Here is a 19,463-nt window from a genome sequence, read left to right as displayed (position 1 = left end):
TTGAACCTCTCGGTGGGTGAAGCAAGGGGTGTAAGCGGTGACTATCGCTCCTCTATCTTTCTTTAAATTGAAACAACTTTGAAGAAGTAGAGAGCGCGATCGCTCATCCACCCCTCCATATTTCTTGAAATTGACCAGACTTTGAAAGTGCCCAACAATATGCCAGTTCCGAATGATACCATCGCCCCCATGACTCCAGAAACACCAGCATCCTTTCATCCCCTCTCCTTGGGTCAGCAAGCTTTATGGTTTCTCTACCAAATGGCTCCCGAAAGCGTGGCATATAATATTTTTGATACAGCAGTAATTCGCTCACCCATAGATATTACAGCTTTGCATCGGGCGTGGCAAAAAATTGTCACTCGCCATCCCATTCTCCGAACTACTTACACCACTTACGAAGGAAAACCCTATCAAATTATTCACGAACAGTTAGAAGGTTCTATCCAGGTAACAGAGGCTTCAAATTGGAGCGAAGACTACTTAAAAGAGCAAATTTTATTAGAAACTGACCGCCCCTTCAATCTGGAGAAAGAGCCGGTATGGCGACTGAATCTGTTTACTCGGTCGGCAGAGGAACATATTTTGTTGCTGACCATGCACCACATTGCCGGGGATATATGGTCTTTTGATATACTTTTTACTGAACTGCAACTCTGGCATACAGCCGAAACGGAACAAATTAGCCATCAGCAGATAGAGGATTCTCTTCCTAAAAATCTGCTCTATACCGACTTTGTACATTGGCAGTCAGAAATGCTATCAGGTCCAAAGGCAGAAAAACATTGGGAATACTGGCAACAACAATTAGCTGGTGACTTGCCCATCGTGAATTTGCCCACAGACCGACCCAGACCTTCGATACAGAGCTTTCGGGGAGAAACGCATATTTTCGCTCTAGAGGAACAATTAATTAAAGGACTGGGAAAGCTCGCTAAATCTACTGAAACAAGTCTTTACAGGGTTATGTTAGCTGCTTTTTTTGTGTTGCTTTACCGCTACACCGGGCAAGAAGACATCCTGGTAGGAAGCCCAATGGCTGGTCGGTGGAGTAGAGAAGAGTTTAAAGAAGTTGTCGGCTACTTTGCTAACCCTACCGTCTTGCGAGCAACAATAAGAGATAACCTTACATTCAAAGATTTTTTAGTTCAGGCAAGCAGCTTAGTTAAAGAAGCCCAAAAGCATCAAGATTATCCATTTCCACTTTTAGTAGAGCAACTCCAACCTCAACGAGATCCCAGTATGTCTCCACTGTTTCAAGTGAGCTTTACTTGGCAAAAGCAACGGTGGTGCGAGTCAGGAAAAGAGCTGGGCTTGAAAATGGAGCCATATCCACTCGGCCATCAACGGGGGGCAAGCCTAGACCTGAATGTGATGATGATGGAAATGGGAGAAGTTCTCCTAGCGGGCTGGCAATACAATACTGACTTGTTTAATGCTGACATGATCGCTCAAATGGCGGGACATTACCAGACATTACTGGAGGCGATCGCACTCAATCCAGAACAGCGGATTTCAGAATTGCCTCTACTGACACCAGCCGATCGTCACCAATTATTAGTGAAGTGGAACAACACTTGGGCTGAGTATCCGCAGGATAAGTGCATCCATCAGTTGTTTGAAGAACAGGTGGAGCTAATGCCCGATGCTGTAGCAGTGGTATTTGAAAAAGAGCAACTGACCTATCGAGAGTTGAATGCGAAGGCAAATCAGTTAGCGCGTTACCTGCAAAGTTTGGGTGTAGAGCCTGAAGTATTAGTGGGCATCTGTGTAGAGCGTTCCGTTGACATGATCGTGGGAATTCTAGGCATCCTCAAGGCGGGTAGTGCTTACGTCCCCATAGACCCTGCTTATCCATCTGAGCGCATTGCCTCTATGCTTGATGATTCGCAGCTACCAGTTTTACTGACTCAAAAACAACTGCTTGCCTCGTTACCAGAGCATCAAGCACGGATAGTCTGCTTGGATGCCGATTGGGAAGAAATCTCGCAAGAAAGTGAGCTTTCTCCCATAACAGGTATAACACCGGATAATTTGGCTTATGTTATTTATACTTCCGGTTCAACTGGAAAGCCAAAAGGAGTTAAAGTCGCTCACCAAGGATTGTGCAATCTAGTTCAGACACAAATCAAACTGTTTGACCTGCATCCAGATAGCCGCGTTCTCCAATTTGCTTCGGTTAGCTTCGACGCTTCTATCTGGGAAATTATTATGGCTCTTTGTACGGGGAGCCAACTATATCTTGGAACGCGGGAAGAATTGCAACCGGGACCAGCATTGCTTCAGCTATTGCAAGAGCAAAAAATTACCCACGCTAACCTTGTACCATCTGTGCTGGCGGCTCTCCCGGATGAGGAGTTACCCGCTTTACAGAATATTGTCGTAGGGGGAGAGGAGTGTCCTGCTTCTTTAGTGGAGCGATGGGCTCTTGGACGGCGTTTTTTTAATCTCTACGGCCCAACTGAATATACTGTCTGTGCTACTATTGCAGAATGCTTTAAAGGTAAAGGACTGCCATCAATTGGACGACCGATCGCCAACACCCAAGTCTATATTCTCGACCCTCAAAACCAACCCGTTCCCATCGGTGTTCCCGGAGAACTCCACATTGCTGGTGTAGGACTCGCAAAAGGTTATCTCAACCGTCCTGAGTTGACTGAAGAGAGATTTATTCCGAACCCTTTCAGCAATGAACTGGGTTCGCGCCTTTACAAAACTGGAGATTTGGCTCGCTATTTGAGCGACGGCAACATCGAATACCTCGGTCGTATTGACAATCAGGTAAAAATTCGCGGATTCCGTATCGAACTCGGCGAAATTGAAGCGGTACTAAGCCAACATCCCGGTGTAAGAGAGAGTGCGGTTATCGCCAGAGATTTCGTTGCAGGTGATAAGCAATTAGTGGCTTATGTTGTTCCACAAGAGGAAGGATCACCCACAATTACTGATCTGCGCCACTTCCTCAAACACAAACTGCCCGATTACATGGTGCCGGGTGCTTTTGTTGTGCTGGAGGCACTGCCCCTGACACCCAATGGTAAAGTAGATCATCGCGCCTTACCCGCCCCTGATTTGCGAAAAGAACTGGAAGAGTCTTTTGTCGCCCCACGTACTCCAATTGAGGAAATGTTAGCTAGTATTTGGGGTAAGATCCTCTTAATTGACTCTGTAGGCGTTCATGACAATTTTTTTACCTTGGGCGGACATTCCTTATTAGCCACCCAAGTAATTTCAAGAGTGCGCGATACCTTTGGTGTCGAATTCCCATTCCGCAGCTTATTTGAAGCACCTACCATTGTCGAATTTGCCACTATAGTCGAGAATTCTCTCAAGAACGGACAATCTGTAGAAGTTTTGCCTCTTGTACCAATTTCCAGGTTAGAGCCTATCCCCTTATCGTTTGCTCAAGCGAGATTGTGGTTCCTCGACCAATTACAACCAGAAAGTGCCTTTTATAACATCTCGCTCGCGTTGCGTATGAGCGGTCAGCTTAATATAGCGACGTTACAAAGGGCTATCAACGAAATTATCCAGCGACATGAGGCTTTACGCACCAACTTCGCGACGCAAGAAGGTCAACCCGTTCAGATTATTGCCTCAACAATTAATTTGGAATTACGAGTGGTAAATTTGCTTCACTTGCCTCAAAGCGAGCGAGAAACTGAGGCACAACAATTGGCTGTAGCTGAAGCGAATCAACCTTTTAACCTAGAGCGAGAGCCTTTGCTCAGAGGTACGGTGCTACAGTTAGGTGAAACAGAATACGTCTTACTGCTGACTATGCACCACATTATTTCAGATGGTTGGTCGCTAGGCATATTTGTAAAAGAAATAACTGAACTTTACACAGCCTTTTACTCGGGAGAGTCTCCAAGTTTACCAGAGTTGCCAATACAATATGCTGACTTTGCCCTTTGGCAGCGGCAGTGGTTAACTGGAGAAATACTACAAACCCAGCTTAATTACTGGAAGCAACAACTCTTAGAAGCTCCAGCTTTATTAGAACTCCCCACTGACCGACCGCGACCTGCTGTTCAGACCTTCCGAGGAGCGCATCAATCATTTGCGATTTCCCAAGAATTGAGTTTAGCACTCGTTAGTTATAGTAAGCGAAAAGAAGTCACTTTATTTATGCTGCTAGTGGCAGCATTTCAAACCTTGCTTTATCGTTATACAGGGCAAGATGACATTGTATTGGGTACGCCACTTGCTAATCGGAATCGACAAGAAATAGAAGGAATAATTGGCTTTTTTGTAAATACTTTAGTGTTGCGTACTGACCTGTCGGGCAATCCTACTTTTGAACAATTACTCAATCGAGTTCAGGAAATGGCGCTGCAAGCTTACACCCATCAAGACCTGCCCTTTGAGCAGTTAGTAGAGGTATTACATCCCACGCGAGATTTAAGCTATACACCACTATTTCAGGTGATGTTTGCCCTTGAGGACGCTAGTGTTCCTTCTATAGAACTGCCTGAGTTAACGGTAAGCTCATATCCAGTAGAAATTGGCACAGCTAAGTTTGATTTGACCTTATCAATGGAGAATAGGGCTGATGGATTGGTAGCAGAATGGGAATACAATACTGATTTATTTGATGCAGATACGATCGCTCGGATGACCCAACATTTGCAGACTTTCTTGAAAGGAATTGTCGCCAATCCACAACAGAAGATATCAGAATTGCCTCTGCTGATACCAATAGAGCAACAGCAGCTATTAGCAGATTGGAATGATACTACAAAAGAATCTCCCCAAGATAAGTGTATTCATCAGTTATTTGAAGAGCAGGTGGAACAGACACCTGACCAAGTAGCGGTGGTGTTTGAAGGGGAACAACTGACTTATCGAGAGTTAAATGCAAAAGCGAATCAATTAGCACATTACTTGCAAAGCTTGGGTGTTGAGCCTGAAATATTGGTAGGAATTTGCGTAGAGCGATCACCCTTAATGATAATCGGTCTGTTGGGTATTCTCAAAGCTGGCGGTGCCTATGTCCCTATAGACCCCACGTATCCTCTAGAGCGAAAAGCTTTTATGGTGGAAGACTCTTGTGTACCAGTGCTGCTTACCCAAAAGAAGTTGGTGGAAAAACTTCCTGCACACTCGGCGCGTATTGTTTGTTTGGATTCAGAGTGGGAAGAAATTGCTGTTCATAGTGAAGAAAGCCCTTCCAGCGCGGTGCAGCCCGAAAACTTAGCTTACGTTATCTATACATCAGGCTCTACAGGAAAACCTAAAGGTGTTTTAATTGAACACAGGTCACTAGTTAATTATATAACGGCTGTAAATGCTGAATATGAGATAGACAAGAGCGATCGCATTTTACAATTCTCCTCAATTAGTTTTGATGTCAGTGCCGAAGAAATCTATACCAGCCTGACTTCGGGTGCCACGCTTGTCTTGCGTACTGAATCCATGCTGGACTCCATTAAGGGATTTTTGCAAAAGTGCAAGAATTGGGAAATCACTGTAATGGCTTTGCCGACAGCCTACTGGCACGAACTGGCCGCTTTCTTGAGTCAAGAAACGCTAGCATTACCCCCATCATTGCGCTTAATAATCATTGGGGGAGAAAAAGCACTGCCCGATCGATTGAAAACTTGGCTTGAGTGTGTGGGAGAGCGAGTTCGTCTGGTGAATAATTACGGCCCTACAGAAGCTACTGTGGGAGCCACGATATGCGAGTTATCGCTAGCCGACACCAAATTGAAGGAGTTGCCGATCGGTCGTCCCCTTGGTAATGTCAAGACCTACATCTTAGATGGGAACAGACAGCCTTTACCCATTGGCATTCCGGGTGAGTTGCACATCGGTGGTGCTGGTTTAGCACGGGGATACCTCAACCGTCCCGATTTGACCGATGAGCGGTTCATTCGCAATCCCTTTAGTGACTTCTCCACTTCTCGCCTGTACAAAACTGGAGATTTGGCTCGCTACCTGAACGACGGCAATATCGAATACCTCGGTCGGATAGATGACCAAGTAAAGGTGCGCGGTTTTCGTATCGAACTCGGAGAAATCGAAGCAATACTCAGTCAACATCCAAGCTTGCTCCAAGTCGCTGTTACGGTTCGAGAAGACATTCCGGGTCAAAAGAGCTTAGTGGCTTATATTGTCCCTCTTCATGAACCAGCACCAACTTTTAGTGAACTGCGCCATTTTCTGAAAGAGCAATTACCAAACTATATGGTGCCTAGTGTTTTTGTGATTTTGGAGTGCTTGCCAGTGACACCGAATGGCAAAGTAGACCGCAAATCATTGCCAGCACCCGACCTCAATAGTTTAATTCAAAAAGGAGATTTTGTAGCTCCTCGCACTCCTACAGAAGAATTACTAGCATCCATCTGGGCTAAAGTTTTGGGAGTAGAGAAAGTGAGTATAAATGACAACTTTTTTGAATCAGGTGGGCATTCTTTACTGGCAACTCAACTACTCTCAAAAGTGAGCCATACCTTTGGACTAAATCTGCCTTTATCGAAGTTGTTTGAAGCTCCAACCGTAGCTAGTTTTTCTAGCTACATTGAAGCAATTTATTGGGCGACTCAAAATATCGAAACGAGCAACAAAACTATTAATAACCGAGAAGAGGTGGAATTTTGATGAATACAATTGAGTTTATTAATAATCTACGCAAGCTGGATATCAACCTATTTATAGAAGGCGAACGCCTTCGTTGCAACGCTCCTGAAGGGACACTTACCTCTGCTCTAAAATCAGAAATTAATGAGCGTAAAGCTGACATTATCTCCTTTTTGCACCAAGCCAATAATCAAAAAACTGCCAGTGCAATCGCTCCGATACCCAGAACAGAAAACAACACCTTTCCTCTTTCCTTTGCCCAACAGCGTCTTTGGTTCCTAAACCAATTACAGCCAAAGAGTGCCTTCTATAATATTCCTTTTGGCTTGCATTTTAGCGGTCAACTCAATATTGCGGCTTTAGAGTCAAGCTTGCAATTATCAATTGATCGCCATGAAATATTACGCACTAACTTTATTACCGTAGATGGAAAACCTGCTCAAGTAATAAATCCGACTAGAGATTTTTCTTTACCAGTTGTTGATTTGCGTTCTTTGTCAGCCAGTGAAAGAGATTTAGAGTATCAAAAATTAGCTTCTCTTGCAGTAAGCTATGTATTTAACCTAGCCGAAGATCCTTTACTGTGGACACAATTAGTTCAGCTAACCCCAACAGAAAATGTTTTATGGGTAACAATTCACCACATTATATTTGATGGGTGGTCTGTTAATATTTTCTTTCAGGAATTAACCACCATTTACTCAGCTTTGGTTGAACAGAGTAAACCCCATCTGTCTAAAATTAATATTCATTATGTAGATTTTGCCGTATGGCAACAGCAGTGGTTAAAAGGAGAAGTCCTAGAATCACAACTCGCTTACTGGCAACAAAAACTAGCAGGAACGCCAGCATTGTTGGAATTACCAACAGATCGTCCCCGACCTGCGGTACAATCCTTTCGTGGAAAAACTCAAGTTTTCACCATTGAACCAGAGATTAGTGAAGCACTTGTGCGTTTGAGTGAGCAGCAAAAAGTGACGCTTTTTATTTTGCTCCTCACAGCATTTAAAATATTGCTCTATCGCTATATCAATCAACCAGATATTGTTGTTGGTTCAACCGTGGCGAACCGCCAGAATCCTCAAACCCAAGGACTGATCGGATTTTTTGTTAATACTTTAGTGCTACGTACAGATTTATCAGATAACCCTACCTTTCTGGAGCTATTACAACAAGTTAAACAAGTAGCGTTAGAAGCTTACGATCGTCAAGACTTACCATTTGATAAGTTAGTCGAAGCCTTACAACCAGAGCGTAATTTAAGCTATTCACCTTTATTTCAAATAGATTTTGCCCTGGAACATGAGGCTAATCCTGCGATTAATCTCAAAGATTTAACAATTAACATATCTGAGGCTGGAGCCAATCATACAGCTAAATTTGATTTAAGCTTATCGTTGCAGAAAACCGATATGGGATTAACCGGGGCATTTGAATATAGTACAGACCTCTTTAATGCGACGACCATTGCCCGCATGATAGAGCATTGGCTAACCCTGTTGGCTGGTATTGTAGGGAATCCAGAACAAAAACTATCAGATTTACCTATTTTGACGGCGATTGAGCAACACAAATTATTAGTGGAGTGGAATCAAACCCAACAAGACTATCCTCACAATCTATGTATTCATCAATTATTTGAAGCGCAGGTAGAACAAACACCAGACGCCGTAGCAGTAATCTTTAAAGGCGAGCAGCTAACCTACCGAGAACTAAATGCCAAGGCTAATCAATTAGCACGCCATTTACAAACACTGGGAGTGAAACCAGAAACACTCGTTGGCATTTGTATAGAACGCTCTCTTGAAATGATAGTAGGAATCTTAGGCATCCTCAAAGCAGGTGGTGCTTACGTTCCAATAGACCCAGACTATCCATCTGAGCGAAAAGCTTTCATGCTAGAAGACACCTCTGTGCCAGCGCTGCTTACCCAGTTCCGGTTTGTTGAATCTCTTCCTCAACATCAGGCACAAGTCGTGTGCCTAGACTTTGATTGGGAAGAAATTTCCCAATATGCTGAAGAAAACCCGACGAGCAAGATAACACCGAATAATCTAGCTTACGTAATTTATACTTCAGGATCTACGGGACAGTCAAAAGGAGTAGTCATTGAGCATCAGGCATTAGTCAACCACAGCATCTCCATTGCCAAGCACTATGATTTGCAGGCAACAGATAAAGTTTTACAGTTTGCTTCTATTAGCTTTGATGTTTCAGCCGAAGAGTTATTCCCCACTTGGATTAGGGGGGGTACTGTCGTTATCAGACCTGGTTCAGTTCCTCCAACTATTGCAGAGTTTCAAGAGCTAATAAACCAGGAAAAGCTGACTGTTCTTAACCTACCTGCTTCTTACTGGCATGAGTGGGTATCTACTTTGGAGAATTCAGACACTCAATTACCTTCTTCCTTGCAATTAGTTGTAATTGGTAGTGAGAAAATTTTGCCAGATAAATTGATAAGGTGGCAGAAAATAGCTAGTAATCGCGTTCGTTGGTTCAATGCTTATGGACTAACTGAAACCACCATCACCTCTACAATTTACTCCCCAGATATCTGGAAAGAGAAAAACTTGGCAGATGTTAAAGCTGTGCCTGTAGGTCGTCCAATTGCCAACACGCAAGCATATGTGCTAAACACTCATCTACAGCCTGTTCCTATTGGCGTTCCGGGCGAATTGTACATTGGTGGTGATGGTCTAGCACGAGGCTACTTAAACCGTGCCGATCTCACTGAACAGAGGTTTATTCGCAACCCCTTTAGCAATCATATTGGTTCTCGCCTTTACAAAACAGGTGATTTAGCCCGCTATTTACCGGATGGTAACCTCGAATTTGTTGGTCGCATTGACAATCAAGTGAAGATTCGTGGCTTCCGTATTGAACTGGGGGAAATTGAGTCAGTTTTGAACCAACATCCTAGTGTACGAGAATCTGTGGTAATCGACAGAGAAGATATGCCAGGAGATAAGCGTTTAGTAGCTTATATAGTGTCTAATCTTCTTCTAGACCGACTACCTTATCAAACTGAATGCTTAGTAAACCTGAGTAATGGTAATCAAGTGCTACTTGAAACTATCGATATTTCTCTTAGTGGTGTTGCTGTGATAGGGAAGTTAAATGTTACGCCCGGTCAAGAAATTCACTTACAACTAAAACTACCAAATAATTTGCTCCCATCGTCATTAAAAGGGAGAATTGCTTGGCATCAAGAACAACAAACAGGAGTGCAACTAATATTGACACCTGAAACCCAATCTTTGTGGCATCAAAGTTACCAAGATTTACTTGAAAGTAGCGGTATTCTGAAAAGCCTACAAAGAATGCTCGCAGGTAATCTCAGTGAATTTATTCAGCAAAAACTACCATCTTACATGGTGCCATCTAGCTTTGTGCTGTTGGAGGCTATTCCATTAACATCCAATGGCAAAGTAGATCGTCGCCGGCTACCAGTACCTACAAGAAATATGAGCAGTATGGTAAAGTCTAAGACCGCGCCTTGGACTCATACGGAAATTATTGTATCTCATATTTGGGCAAATTTATTGAGTTTAAAAGAAGTAGGAGTTAATGATAACTTTTTTGAACTCGGTGGAAATTCTTTATTAGTCATTCGGCTGCTGTCTCAGTTACATCAAGCCTTTGGCATAGATATACCAATACCTCGCTTATTTGAATTTCCGACTGTAGTTGGTATTGCCCAATTTATTGATAAGATTCGTCAGGTAGGAACATTTGATAATCTTACCGACAATATTTTTAATTTAAATGCTGAAGCCATTCTTGATCCAGAAATTCAGCCTGAATTACTAGCTGGCAATTATGTCAGCGAACCGAAATGTATTTTCCTAACAGACGCAACAGGATTTCTCGGAAGTTATTTACTATCTGAATTGCTTCAGCAGACGAGAGCTAATATATATTGTTTAGTTAATGCCTCTAATTCGGATGAAGCAAAAAACAGGGTGCAAACTCAACTTAAATTTTATTCGCTATGGAAAGAAAGCTTCAGTTCGAGAATTATTCCTGTAACTGGAAATTTATCTCAACCTCTTTTAGGTATTACCGCAGCCGACTTTCAAAACTTAGCCAATCGGATTGATGTCATCTATCACAATGGGGAATTCAATAATGTAATATATCCCTACTCAGCATTAAAAGCAGCTAATGTTACGGCAACTCAAGACGTTCTCAGATTAGCTAGCCAAATCAAAATCAAGCCCATACATTTTATTTCTACTCTTGGTGTGTTCTATTCACCTCACTATTTTCAGCGTCAGGTAATTGCTGAATCAGACCCTCTTGAATATAGCCAAGGGTTGACTAGCGGCTATGGTCAAAGTAAATGGGTAGCAGAAAAATTAATGATGATGGCTCGTGAAAGGGGAATTCCTATTTGTATATACAGGCTAGGTCGCGTGGCTGGACACAGCCAAACGGGTGCAGTAGCTACAGATGATTGGCTATTTAGGATGATTAAAGGTTGTATTCAACTTGGAAGTTTCCCTGAAGTAGAAATGATGGTAGAAATGATTCCTGTAGACTATGTGAGCAAAGCTATTGTTTGCATATCACAAGCACAGTCATCATTGGGAAAGGCTTTTCACATCAGCAATCCTCATCAGATATCTTTTAACTATCTAAGTAGTTGGATACAAAATTTTGGTTATTCAGTTCAACAAACTTCATTTGAAAAGTGGCGTAAAGAATTGATTCATCATGTAAATGATTTCCCGGAAAATGCTCTCCATTCTCTATTACCTATGTTTCCTGAAGAATCTGATTCTCAAAAATTAGAATTTCGATTTGACAACCAAAATACGCTGAAAGCCTTGTCTAAAACTGAAATTTATTGCCCGCCCGTCAATGCAGAGCTACTCAATATCTATTTTTCTTATTTCCTAAATATAGGATTTTTGAGTGCGCCAGAGCCAACTACTGTTATATAGTCATGCGATTCCGTATATTCCGTCAAATGCGCGTTTTTCTTATAGTCTGGTTCGGACAACTGATATCCCTCATCGGGTCGGGTCTGACAAGCTTTGCATTGGGAGTGTGGGTGTACCAGCGTACAGAGTCAGTGACCCAATTCTCTCTGATTTTGCTATCGGCTATGCTGCCCAGTATCCTGATTTCTCCGGTAGCAGGTGCCTTAGTTGACCGATGGAACCGGCGGTGGTGCATGATTCTGTCTGACTCCGGTGCGGCGATAACCACAGTGGCGATCGCCCTATTACTTGCTACGGAGAGCCTTGAAATTTGGCATCTTTATCTAGCCGTTGGCATTAGTTCTGTCTGCAAAGCCTTTCAATTACCAGCTTATACTGCTTCGACCTCTTTATTAGTACCGAAAGAACACCTAGCTCGTGCCAGCGGTATGGTTCAGTCAGGACAAGCGTGCGCCCAACTAATCTCGCCCCTGCTGGCAGGAGTTTTGATGGGAGTTGTCCAGCTTCAAGGTGTGATTTTAATTGATTTTGTGACCTTCCTTTTTGCTGTAACAACTCTGTTACTTGTTCGTTTCCCTAATGCTAAAAATGCTAAGGGTTCAGAAGATGAGAAAAGTTCACTCTGGCGTGAGGCAATTGAGGGTTGGACTTACATTGCCGTCCGTCCCGGACTGTTAATGCTGCTGATTTTATTCGCGTTGGACAACTTTGTTGCCGGACTGGTTGAAGTTTTGCTTACTCCCTTGGTACTTTCGTTTGCTTCAGTTAGCACTCTTGGAACCATTCAGTCGTTGGGCGGTGCCGGGATGCTGTTGGGCAGTCTGGCTATGACTATTTGGGGAGGGGGACCCAGACGTTTAATTCGCGGCATATTTACTTTCGATATTCTCGCTCATCTGTGCATCCTAGTATTGGGTTTACGGGCTTCTTTTGCACTTTTTGCCCTGGCTAACTTCTTGTTTTTCTTCAGTATACCTTTCATCAATGGCTATTGCGATGCCATCTTACTCCGAAAAGTTCCTCCTAATATTCAAGGACGGGTCTTTGCAACGTTAAACATGATTTGTTTCTCGTGTATTCCCCTTGCTTATATTGTGGCTGGCACTCTAGCGGAACGCATCTTTGAACCTTTAATGGCGGCTGATGGTTTATTGGCTGGAAGCGTCGGAAAAATCATTGGCGTGGGGCCGGGTCGCGGCATTAGCCTGCTATTTATTACAATGGAAATTTTCGCTATACTGGTAATTGTTGCTGCTTACCGATATCCGCGCTTGCGGTTTGTAGAAGATGAACTGCCTGATGCGATTTAGCGCGGCTTGAAAATCTTAATTAATAACTGTAGAAACTCTATATTTTGGGAGATATCCTATGTCAACACTTCCCTTAATCATGTCTGACGAAACCCTCCGGGATGGCGAACAGCAAGCTGGGCTTTTCTTTCCTTATGAAACTAAAAGAACTTTAGCCAAACTCATCAGCCAAGCTGGAATCCACCAAATAGCAATAATGCCAGCCGTTCACGAAACCGAAGAACATTTACTAAAAACCTTGGTAGCAGAAGGCTTAGGCAGCACCATGACGGCTTCCACAATGCTTGGTAAACAATTTATAGATCGAGCTAAAGCTTGCGGAATAGAACGAATTATCCTCTTCTATGCCGTTTCAGATCGCCTTTTACTTTTAAGAGATACAGAAGTCCGCAATTTAACAGCGCACCCAGAGAAAATAGAGGATGACAATCTCCCTAATGCTCTTGTTCACCGCGCCCGCCAAAATATGATTAATAAAGTTTTGGAAAATCTGCGTTATGCTACGAGTGCAGAAGTCGGTTTAAAAGTAGAGTTTGCTGCCGAAGATGCCAGCCGCGCTGATTTTAACTTTTTAGTTCAGTGCATTCGCGAATTCCAACCCTACATCGAACACTTTATCCTCTGCGACACAATGGGCATCCTCACTCCAGAGAAAACTTATGTATGGGTTCGCGACCTTCTAGAATTAGTCAACAATGCAGCTTTAGGAGTGCATTTTCACAATGACTTAGGCATGGCTCTCGAAAATACCCTCCAAGCTGTCATCGCGGGAGCTTCAATGATTTCAGGCACATTCCGAGGCATTGGCGAACGGGCGGGTAATATCCCACTAGAGCAAGTCTTAAATGGACTTAGATTGCGCTTTGGGATAGAAGTAGAGGGCATTAATTATGAAGCCCTCTCCCAAGTCACAGACTACCTCGATTCACTAGGAGTTCGTCCTGCTTCCCCTTACTCCCAAGCTGCCCTTCGTCACGAAAGCGGCATTCACGTTAATGGCTTCTTACGCGACCCAGATAGCTACCATATTTTTCCTCACGCCCGCCCAGAAATTTGGTTTGGCAAATGCAGCGGTTCTAGCAATTTTCAGTACCTGTTTGAGAAGCAACTCAACAAACCGCTTACTCCTGAAGATTACAACCGAATGCGAGATAAAATCAAATCCCTTTCCATTCAAGAGCAGCGGTGCTTTTCCCCAGAAGAAGTCATCGAGTTATTCGAGGGAGGATTTTTCAATGACTGAGCCGTATCGCGTGGTAGCTCTCCCTGGCGAAGGAATCGGGCCAGAAGTGGTAGACGCTTCCTTAAAAGTTCTGCTGCATTTAGCAAAATTAGAAGGGTTTTCTCTAGTTATAGACTATGCCTTAATTGGACAACCTGCCTTCAATGAATTTGGAAAATTCTTCCCCGACCAAACCGCCCAACTATGCGAAGGTGCTGATGGAATTTTATTCGGAGCCGTTACGAGAGGCGGAATTCTCGAACTTCGCCAACACTTCGACTTTTTTATCAATTTTCGTCCCGTGCGTCCCTTTGAAACTTTATTGGATAAATCCAGCCTTCAGTCGCACAAGATTCAAGGAGCAGATATATTATTTGTTCGAGAGTTAGTAAGCGGAATTTATTTTGGGCCATCAGGACGAACAGAAGACGACAATGGCTATTATGGATTTCATACAATGAAATACTACGACTGGCAAATCCGCCGCATCGCTAAAGTAGCTTTAGGCAAAGCTAAAGAGCGCCGAGGTTTGCTTACCGTCGCCCATAAAGAAAATGCTCTGCCACAAATCCCCTGGAGCCGTTTAGTGCAGGAGGAAGCCAAACATTTCCCTGATGTTATAGTAGAGCCGATGCTAGTGGATAACTTAGCTATGCAACTCGTGCGGGAGCCTAAGCGATTTGATGTGATTCTAGCAGGAAATCTATTTGGGGATATCCTCAGCGATATCGGAGGAGCATTAGTAGGTTCCATCGGGTTATTACCCTCTGCCAGTCTGAACGAGCGCGGGTTCGGTCTTTATGAAGCCATACACGGCACAGCACCAGATATTGCCGGGAAGGGTATTGCCAATCCTCTAGGAACGATGGGGGCAGTTGTCTTAATGCTTCAGCAGTGGGGGGAAACCCATGCGGCTATCAACCTAATTCAAGCCATCGAAAGAGTTTTAGCCCTGGGCTACCGCACGGCAGATTTAGCCCCCCAGGGTCAAGAAATCTTAGTCAACGCGGAAACTTTAACCGAATTGATAGTCCAACAGCTCGGTAGTTAACTTTGATAAACAAGCAGTAGGGAAAACTTATGACAACCGAACCGAAAGTATTGATTTTTGGAGATGATATCAATACAGACGATATTATTCCGGCAAAACGGTGTACTACTGCCGACCCAGATTATTTAAAGCAGTATGCTTTTGAACATCTGATTGGTGAAGGAAACCTTGTAGGTTATGAAGAAATCGAAGCCGGACGCAATTTCGGCTGCGGTTCTAGCCGAGAAAATGCACCTATTGCCATAAAAGCTGCTGGCATAAAAAAAATACGCGCCCTGTCTTTTGCCGAAATATTTTACCGAAATAGTATCAATATTGGTCTGACATTAGAAGTTTACTCCCAGCCTAATAATAATCCAGTCGTCGAAGCTATTGTGAGGGCAGGTGGCTTAATTCCCTTTAACCAAAAGCGACAGAAAGGTGAAATTTCCGTTCCCCAGAGTTCAACTTATGCTAGGGCGATGACTCTGACAGAAAAACTTTTGGCACGGGCCTCTGGCAATGCTTACGTTCAGCCGGGAGAGATGGTTTTTGCTAAAGTCGATCTCGCCATGTCTCACGATGCCGTAGCTGCACCTGTTGCTGATGTTTTTTACCAGAATTTTGGAGAAGAAGCAAAACTTTGGGATGCCAGCCGTGTTGTTTTAGTAGCAGATCACTTTATTCAAGTCAACGATGTACGAGTAGACCCTAAAGCCACCTCATTATACTCAGAAATGGTGCAGTTTGCCCGCTCGCAAGGCTGCCATTTGTTCGATATGGTTTCCCCCGGAGAAGCTGCTGGCATTTGTCACGTTCTGCTACCAGAAAAGGGCTTCATTCATCCAGGTACAATTGTAGCGGGTACAGACTCTCACACTTGCACTTACGGAGCCTTTGGATGTTTTTCCACTGGAGTGGGAACAACGGATATGGCGAATATTTTTGCGATGGGGGATATGTGGGTGCGGGTTCCTCCTACCCTACTTTTTAGACTTGAAGGAACTTTGCCCAAATATATTGCTGCAAAAGACATCATCCTATTTATTCTCAGCAAAATTGGCTGTGACGGCGCTGCGGGGAAAGTCATGGAATTCCGAGGCAGTATTATCGACCAGATGCCAATGGAAGAACGCATGACGCTCTCGAACATGGCGATTGAGTGCGGTGCAATGTGCGGGGTAATCGCTCCTGATGAAACAACTCGCCAATATCTGCAAAACTGCGGTCAAGATTTATTTGAGGACGTTGGTAGCGACCCCGAGGCATCTTATGAACAAATCTATCAGTTTGATTTGAGCGATTTAGAACCGCAGGTGGCTCGTCCTCCCAAACCAGACCAAGTAATTGGTATTAGCAAGTTAGGAGAAATTCCTATTACCAAAGCTTTTATTGGTTCTTGTACCGGGGGGAAACTTTTCGATCTCGCTCAAGCTGCCGAGGTGCTTCAAGGTCGCCGTATAGCTCCTGGTGTGAGCCTTTTTATCGTACCCGCTTCTTTTGAGGTGCGCCAAAAGGCTGAGAATTTAGGGTATATGCAAATATTTGAAGCGGCGGGAGCCACAATTCTCAAATCAGGCTGTGGCGCTTGTATTAATGCCGGACTTGGGATACTCACTCAAGAAGAGACAGGGGTTTATGCGACCAACCGCAATTTCAAAGGGCGAAGCGGCGATCCAACGGCGAAGAACTATTTAGCTTCTCCCCGCGTAGTAGCTATTTCGGCAGTTGAGGGAAAAATTAGCGATCGCCTTAGCGATGCAAGCGAATGAGGCTCTTTAGGGTTTGATGCTATATTCAGCAGGTAAGGAATAAAAGCTTCTGTCCTTTTTGTACAGCGCTATTCGCGCCTGGGAAAAGCAGTGCAGTTTCGATGGTATTTCCCAGGGGGCGATCGCCTCTGAAAAACTGTTGAGGTTTTCACTTTCGGGCCGGTGATGAGGATGAGAGCGATCGCCAGTTATGCGATCGGCGAGGATTAATGATGCCTCAGTCGTGCCCGTTACCACGGCTGAGTCTCCACCACCTCATTTCTGTGATACTCTCAAAAAACTATTCCATCACTAGGGCAATATTTGGGGATACCCGTTTAGGGCAATAGTTGGGGTGCGGGCCGTCAGGAGGGCGATCGCTTGTTGAGTGAGCTTGCAGAAAGCGACCTGTAGCGTGCAGCCGTTGGGGTCATAAAGTGATCGTATCTCTGTCACCACTTAAATGCACCCCGAATTCTGGAACTGACGTTCTTACTTCCTGCAGTAAACGAGCGCAAGACCCTTCAGACGGTATTGTTGGCTAATAGCGTTAAATTTTTACAATCTGTAGATTTTCTTAATATAAATAACCAAAAAAAGGGGTCTTACCCCCTTGACAATCATCAATCTAAAAAAATAAAGTTGGTCTATCGAAAGATAGAAGATAGTTAGTTGGTTTCCAACTAAGCGAGAAAAAGTATTACCTCTGGCAACAGGTGTTGTATCATTACTAGGTGAAGGATAAAAAATTTAATTGTCACGCATCTATTTTTTCAGAACGCGATCGATCGTCAGATATTATCCTTTGCGATTGGGAAAAAAAATAAATTGTTGAGTTGGTTCTAGTGATCGGCAGTGATACCTATGCGAGACATCGCTTAAATCAATGATTCAAGACTTAGATGAAACTCTGCAAGAATTACTCAGTCAAGAACTTTCTAGAAAATGGAGGTCTACTGATTTTGGAATTAGCTTTGCTGCCCCTGATAAGGAGGTGGCTAGCACCACAGATGCAGTTGCTACTACGATTAACCTATTTCTCTATGACATTCGAGAAAACCTAGAATTGCGTAGCAATGAGTGGATCGTAGAGCGTCAGACTAATGGAAGCGCGCTCAAATATCCGCCTCCAGTCAGAGTTGATTGTTCCTATTTTATTACAGTTTGGGTGAAAAAAAGCGAGAGCGTTCAAAAAGATCAAAGTGATCGAGATGAACACCGATTTTTAGGTGAAGTTATGAAGATACTGATGCGCTACCCCAAAATTCCCGCTGAGTTTTTGTGTGGTAGTCTTAAGGGAAAAGAACCTCCGTTGCGAACAATGGCTTTGCGTCCACCTCAATCCCAAAATTGGTCTGAATTCTGGCAAGTGATGGGAGGGAAGCCCAAAGCAATTCTGAGCTATACTGTTACCATTGCAGTAGATGTGCATGAACCTGTAGAAGCTGGAAAGCTTGTACAGGAGTCGATAATAAATTATTCTGAACTAGGAGAATAAAATCAGGCCAGTAAAGGAACAGACAAAAAATCGGGTGGCGATCGCAGGACAAGTTATAGATGCTAAAACTAAGTTAGCGATTCCTGTGGTATCAGTGGAGATTACCCAAATGCCAAATAAATTCAAAAATTGGCTAGATTTGCAGGCTCTCCCCTATGGTAAGAGTTGGGAAAAGATGGTGAAGCGTCCTGACAAAACTCTAACTGCTATTGACGGATGCTTTTGCTTTATAAACTTGCCCGACGGTAAATATACATTATCTGTATCATTTCCTGGTGTGAGGACGAGCTACGGTAAAGTTGATAAAAAGGTTACGGTAGCCAGTAATGACAATAGTAATAGGATTATTGTTATTGATTTGCCGCCGATTGGAATCAAGGGTTAGATTACAAAAAAAAACAGGAGAGGTGATAAAAAAGCGCAGGACTCATCACTAAAACCCCTAGTAATGGCAAGAATACAGGTTGAAGGGAGTGGCGAGTCTACCTTCAGTGACAACAACAGAAAGTATAAATTATATATATTAATGGAGCTAGAAAAAGTTCAAAATGAAAAGAATGTCAAAGTTTTTCTTGACCGCGCGGAAGTGCGTAGCCCAAGTGAAACATTTGAACGAAAAAATGAAAAAATTAGATTTTTAGTTGTCAGGAAATTACCCCCTGAAAGGTATAAATATTGAAGCACAACAAAATATCCCTCCTGCATCTAAATAGTAGCCGCCCAAGTTTTGAATAAAAAACCGCACTTAGCTAACTTTTAAATTCCAGAAGCTCAATGTCAGAGTGAAAGCTGTTCAAACTCAGCCTTTTGTAATAGTATTGGGAATTATTATATTAGTATGCGTTTACTTCACTTTTGAAAAGCCCGCTGGCTGTTCAAGTTTTTGCTTCCAGCTACGAACCTGCCTCCAAAGGTTTAAATTTTAGTCAAGCCGAAGGAAAGAAGACCGTAGATTTTGTATTAATCTTGAAAGTCTAATAATTAAGTACAATCAATGGTTTTTATTGACCTGGTTTCTATCGAACTAATCTAAAATTGAGTCCAATTCTGGACAGTGAAAAGTTCTGTGAGATAATTAAGTAGGGACCTTCAACTCTCTAGTTCGTTTGTGTATGGCTTGAAGC

At 43.3% G+C, this 19,463-nt stretch carries 11 protein-coding genes; 9 read left to right on the top strand and 2 right to left on the bottom strand.

The annotated features are described in order from the left end of the window. The first annotated feature begins 159 nt into the window (after positions 1-159). Genes QUB70_RS17510 through QUB70_RS17485 form a run of 6 tightly spaced genes read left to right on the top strand, consistent with a single transcriptional unit; the run spans position 160 to position 16,862 of the window. Complete coding sequence (locus tag QUB70_RS17510) at positions 160-6,603, top strand: amino acid adenylation domain-containing protein (protein WP_332982229.1); 6,444 nt, start codon at positions 160-162, stop codon at positions 6,601-6,603. Next, positions 6,603-11,528: an amino acid adenylation domain-containing protein gene (locus QUB70_RS17505; RefSeq protein WP_332982226.1), complete on the top strand. Its 4,926-nt coding sequence runs from the start codon at positions 6,603-6,605 to the stop codon at positions 11,526-11,528. The genes QUB70_RS17510 and QUB70_RS17505 overlap by 1 nt, the downstream gene beginning before the upstream one ends. A gap of 2 nt (positions 11,529-11,530) precedes the next feature. After that, positions 11,531-12,838: an MFS transporter gene (locus QUB70_RS17500; protein ID WP_332982225.1), complete on the top strand. Its 1,308-nt coding sequence runs from the start codon at positions 11,531-11,533 to the stop codon at positions 12,836-12,838. 58 nt (positions 12,839-12,896) lie between these two features. After that, positions 12,897-14,081, top strand: coding sequence for a LeuA family protein (locus QUB70_RS17495; RefSeq protein WP_332982224.1), 1,185 nt, complete (start codon positions 12,897-12,899; stop codon positions 14,079-14,081). After that, positions 14,074-15,111, top strand: a complete 1,038-nt coding sequence (gene leuB, locus QUB70_RS17490; protein ID WP_332982222.1) for a 3-isopropylmalate dehydrogenase — start codon at positions 14,074-14,076, stop codon at positions 15,109-15,111. The genes QUB70_RS17495 and leuB overlap by 8 nt, the downstream gene beginning before the upstream one ends. A 29-nt stretch (positions 15,112-15,140) precedes the next feature. Next, positions 15,141-16,862, top strand: a complete 1,722-nt coding sequence (locus QUB70_RS17485; protein ID WP_332982221.1) for an aconitase/3-isopropylmalate dehydratase large subunit family protein — start codon at positions 15,141-15,143, stop codon at positions 16,860-16,862. A gap of 6 nt (positions 16,863-16,868) precedes the next feature. Here the strand turns inward: QUB70_RS17485 and QUB70_RS17480 are convergent, their stop codons facing one another. Next, a complete protein-coding gene (locus QUB70_RS17480; protein ID WP_332982219.1) occupies positions 16,869-17,099 on the bottom strand; it encodes a hypothetical protein in 231 nt (76 codons plus the stop codon). A 54-nt stretch (positions 17,100-17,153) separates the two neighbouring features. Further along, positions 17,154-17,297 carry a hypothetical protein gene (locus QUB70_RS17475; protein ID WP_332982217.1) on the bottom strand — a complete coding sequence of 48 codons (144 nt, stop codon included), beginning with the start codon at positions 17,295-17,297 and terminating at the stop codon, positions 17,154-17,156. Between the two features lie 430 nt (positions 17,298-17,727). Between QUB70_RS17475 and QUB70_RS17470 the strand changes: the two genes are divergently transcribed. The 3 genes from QUB70_RS17470 to QUB70_RS17460 all read left to right on the top strand — a co-directional run bounded on the left by QUB70_RS17470 (position 17,728) and on the right by QUB70_RS17460 (position 19,018). Then, positions 17,728-18,339, top strand: a complete 612-nt coding sequence (locus QUB70_RS17470) for a DUF4255 domain-containing protein (protein ID WP_332982216.1) — start codon at positions 17,728-17,730, stop codon at positions 18,337-18,339. Positions 18,340-18,373: 34 nt separating this feature from the next. Continuing rightward, a complete protein-coding gene (locus tag QUB70_RS17465) occupies positions 18,374-18,724 on the top strand; it encodes a hypothetical protein (RefSeq protein ID WP_332982215.1) in 351 nt (116 codons plus the stop codon). Positions 18,725-18,787: 63 nt separating this feature from the next. Further along, complete coding sequence (locus tag QUB70_RS17460; protein WP_332982214.1) at positions 18,788-19,018, top strand: hypothetical protein; 231 nt, start codon at positions 18,788-18,790, stop codon at positions 19,016-19,018. The last annotated feature ends 445 nt before the right edge of the window (positions 19,019-19,463 follow it).

This window comes from Microcoleus sp. A003_D6 (assembly GCF_036702825.1).
GTDB lineage: Bacteria > Cyanobacteriota > Cyanobacteriia > Cyanobacteriales > Microcoleaceae > Microcoleus.
The sequence above is the reverse complement of the archived record's forward strand: the minus strand, read 5'-3'. Positions and strand labels throughout refer to the sequence as shown.

Coding starts and splice junctions, on each gene's coding strand:
- QUB70_RS17510 (WP_332982229.1), top strand. CDS start 160: ATGCCAGTTCCGAATGATACCATCGCCCCCATGACTCCAGAAACACCA.
- QUB70_RS17505 (WP_332982226.1), top strand. CDS start 6,603: ATGAATACAATTGAGTTTATTAATAATCTACGCAAGCTGGATATCAAC.
- QUB70_RS17500 (WP_332982225.1), top strand. CDS start 11,531: ATGCGATTCCGTATATTCCGTCAAATGCGCGTTTTTCTTATAGTCTGG.
- QUB70_RS17495 (WP_332982224.1), top strand. CDS start 12,897: ATGTCAACACTTCCCTTAATCATGTCTGACGAAACCCTCCGGGATGGC.
- leuB (WP_332982222.1), top strand. CDS start 14,074: ATGACTGAGCCGTATCGCGTGGTAGCTCTCCCTGGCGAAGGAATCGGG.
- QUB70_RS17485 (WP_332982221.1), top strand. CDS start 15,141: ATGACAACCGAACCGAAAGTATTGATTTTTGGAGATGATATCAATACA.
- QUB70_RS17470 (WP_332982216.1), top strand. CDS start 17,728: ATGATTCAAGACTTAGATGAAACTCTGCAAGAATTACTCAGTCAAGAA.
- QUB70_RS17460 (WP_332982214.1), top strand. CDS start 18,788: ATGGCAAGAATACAGGTTGAAGGGAGTGGCGAGTCTACCTTCAGTGAC.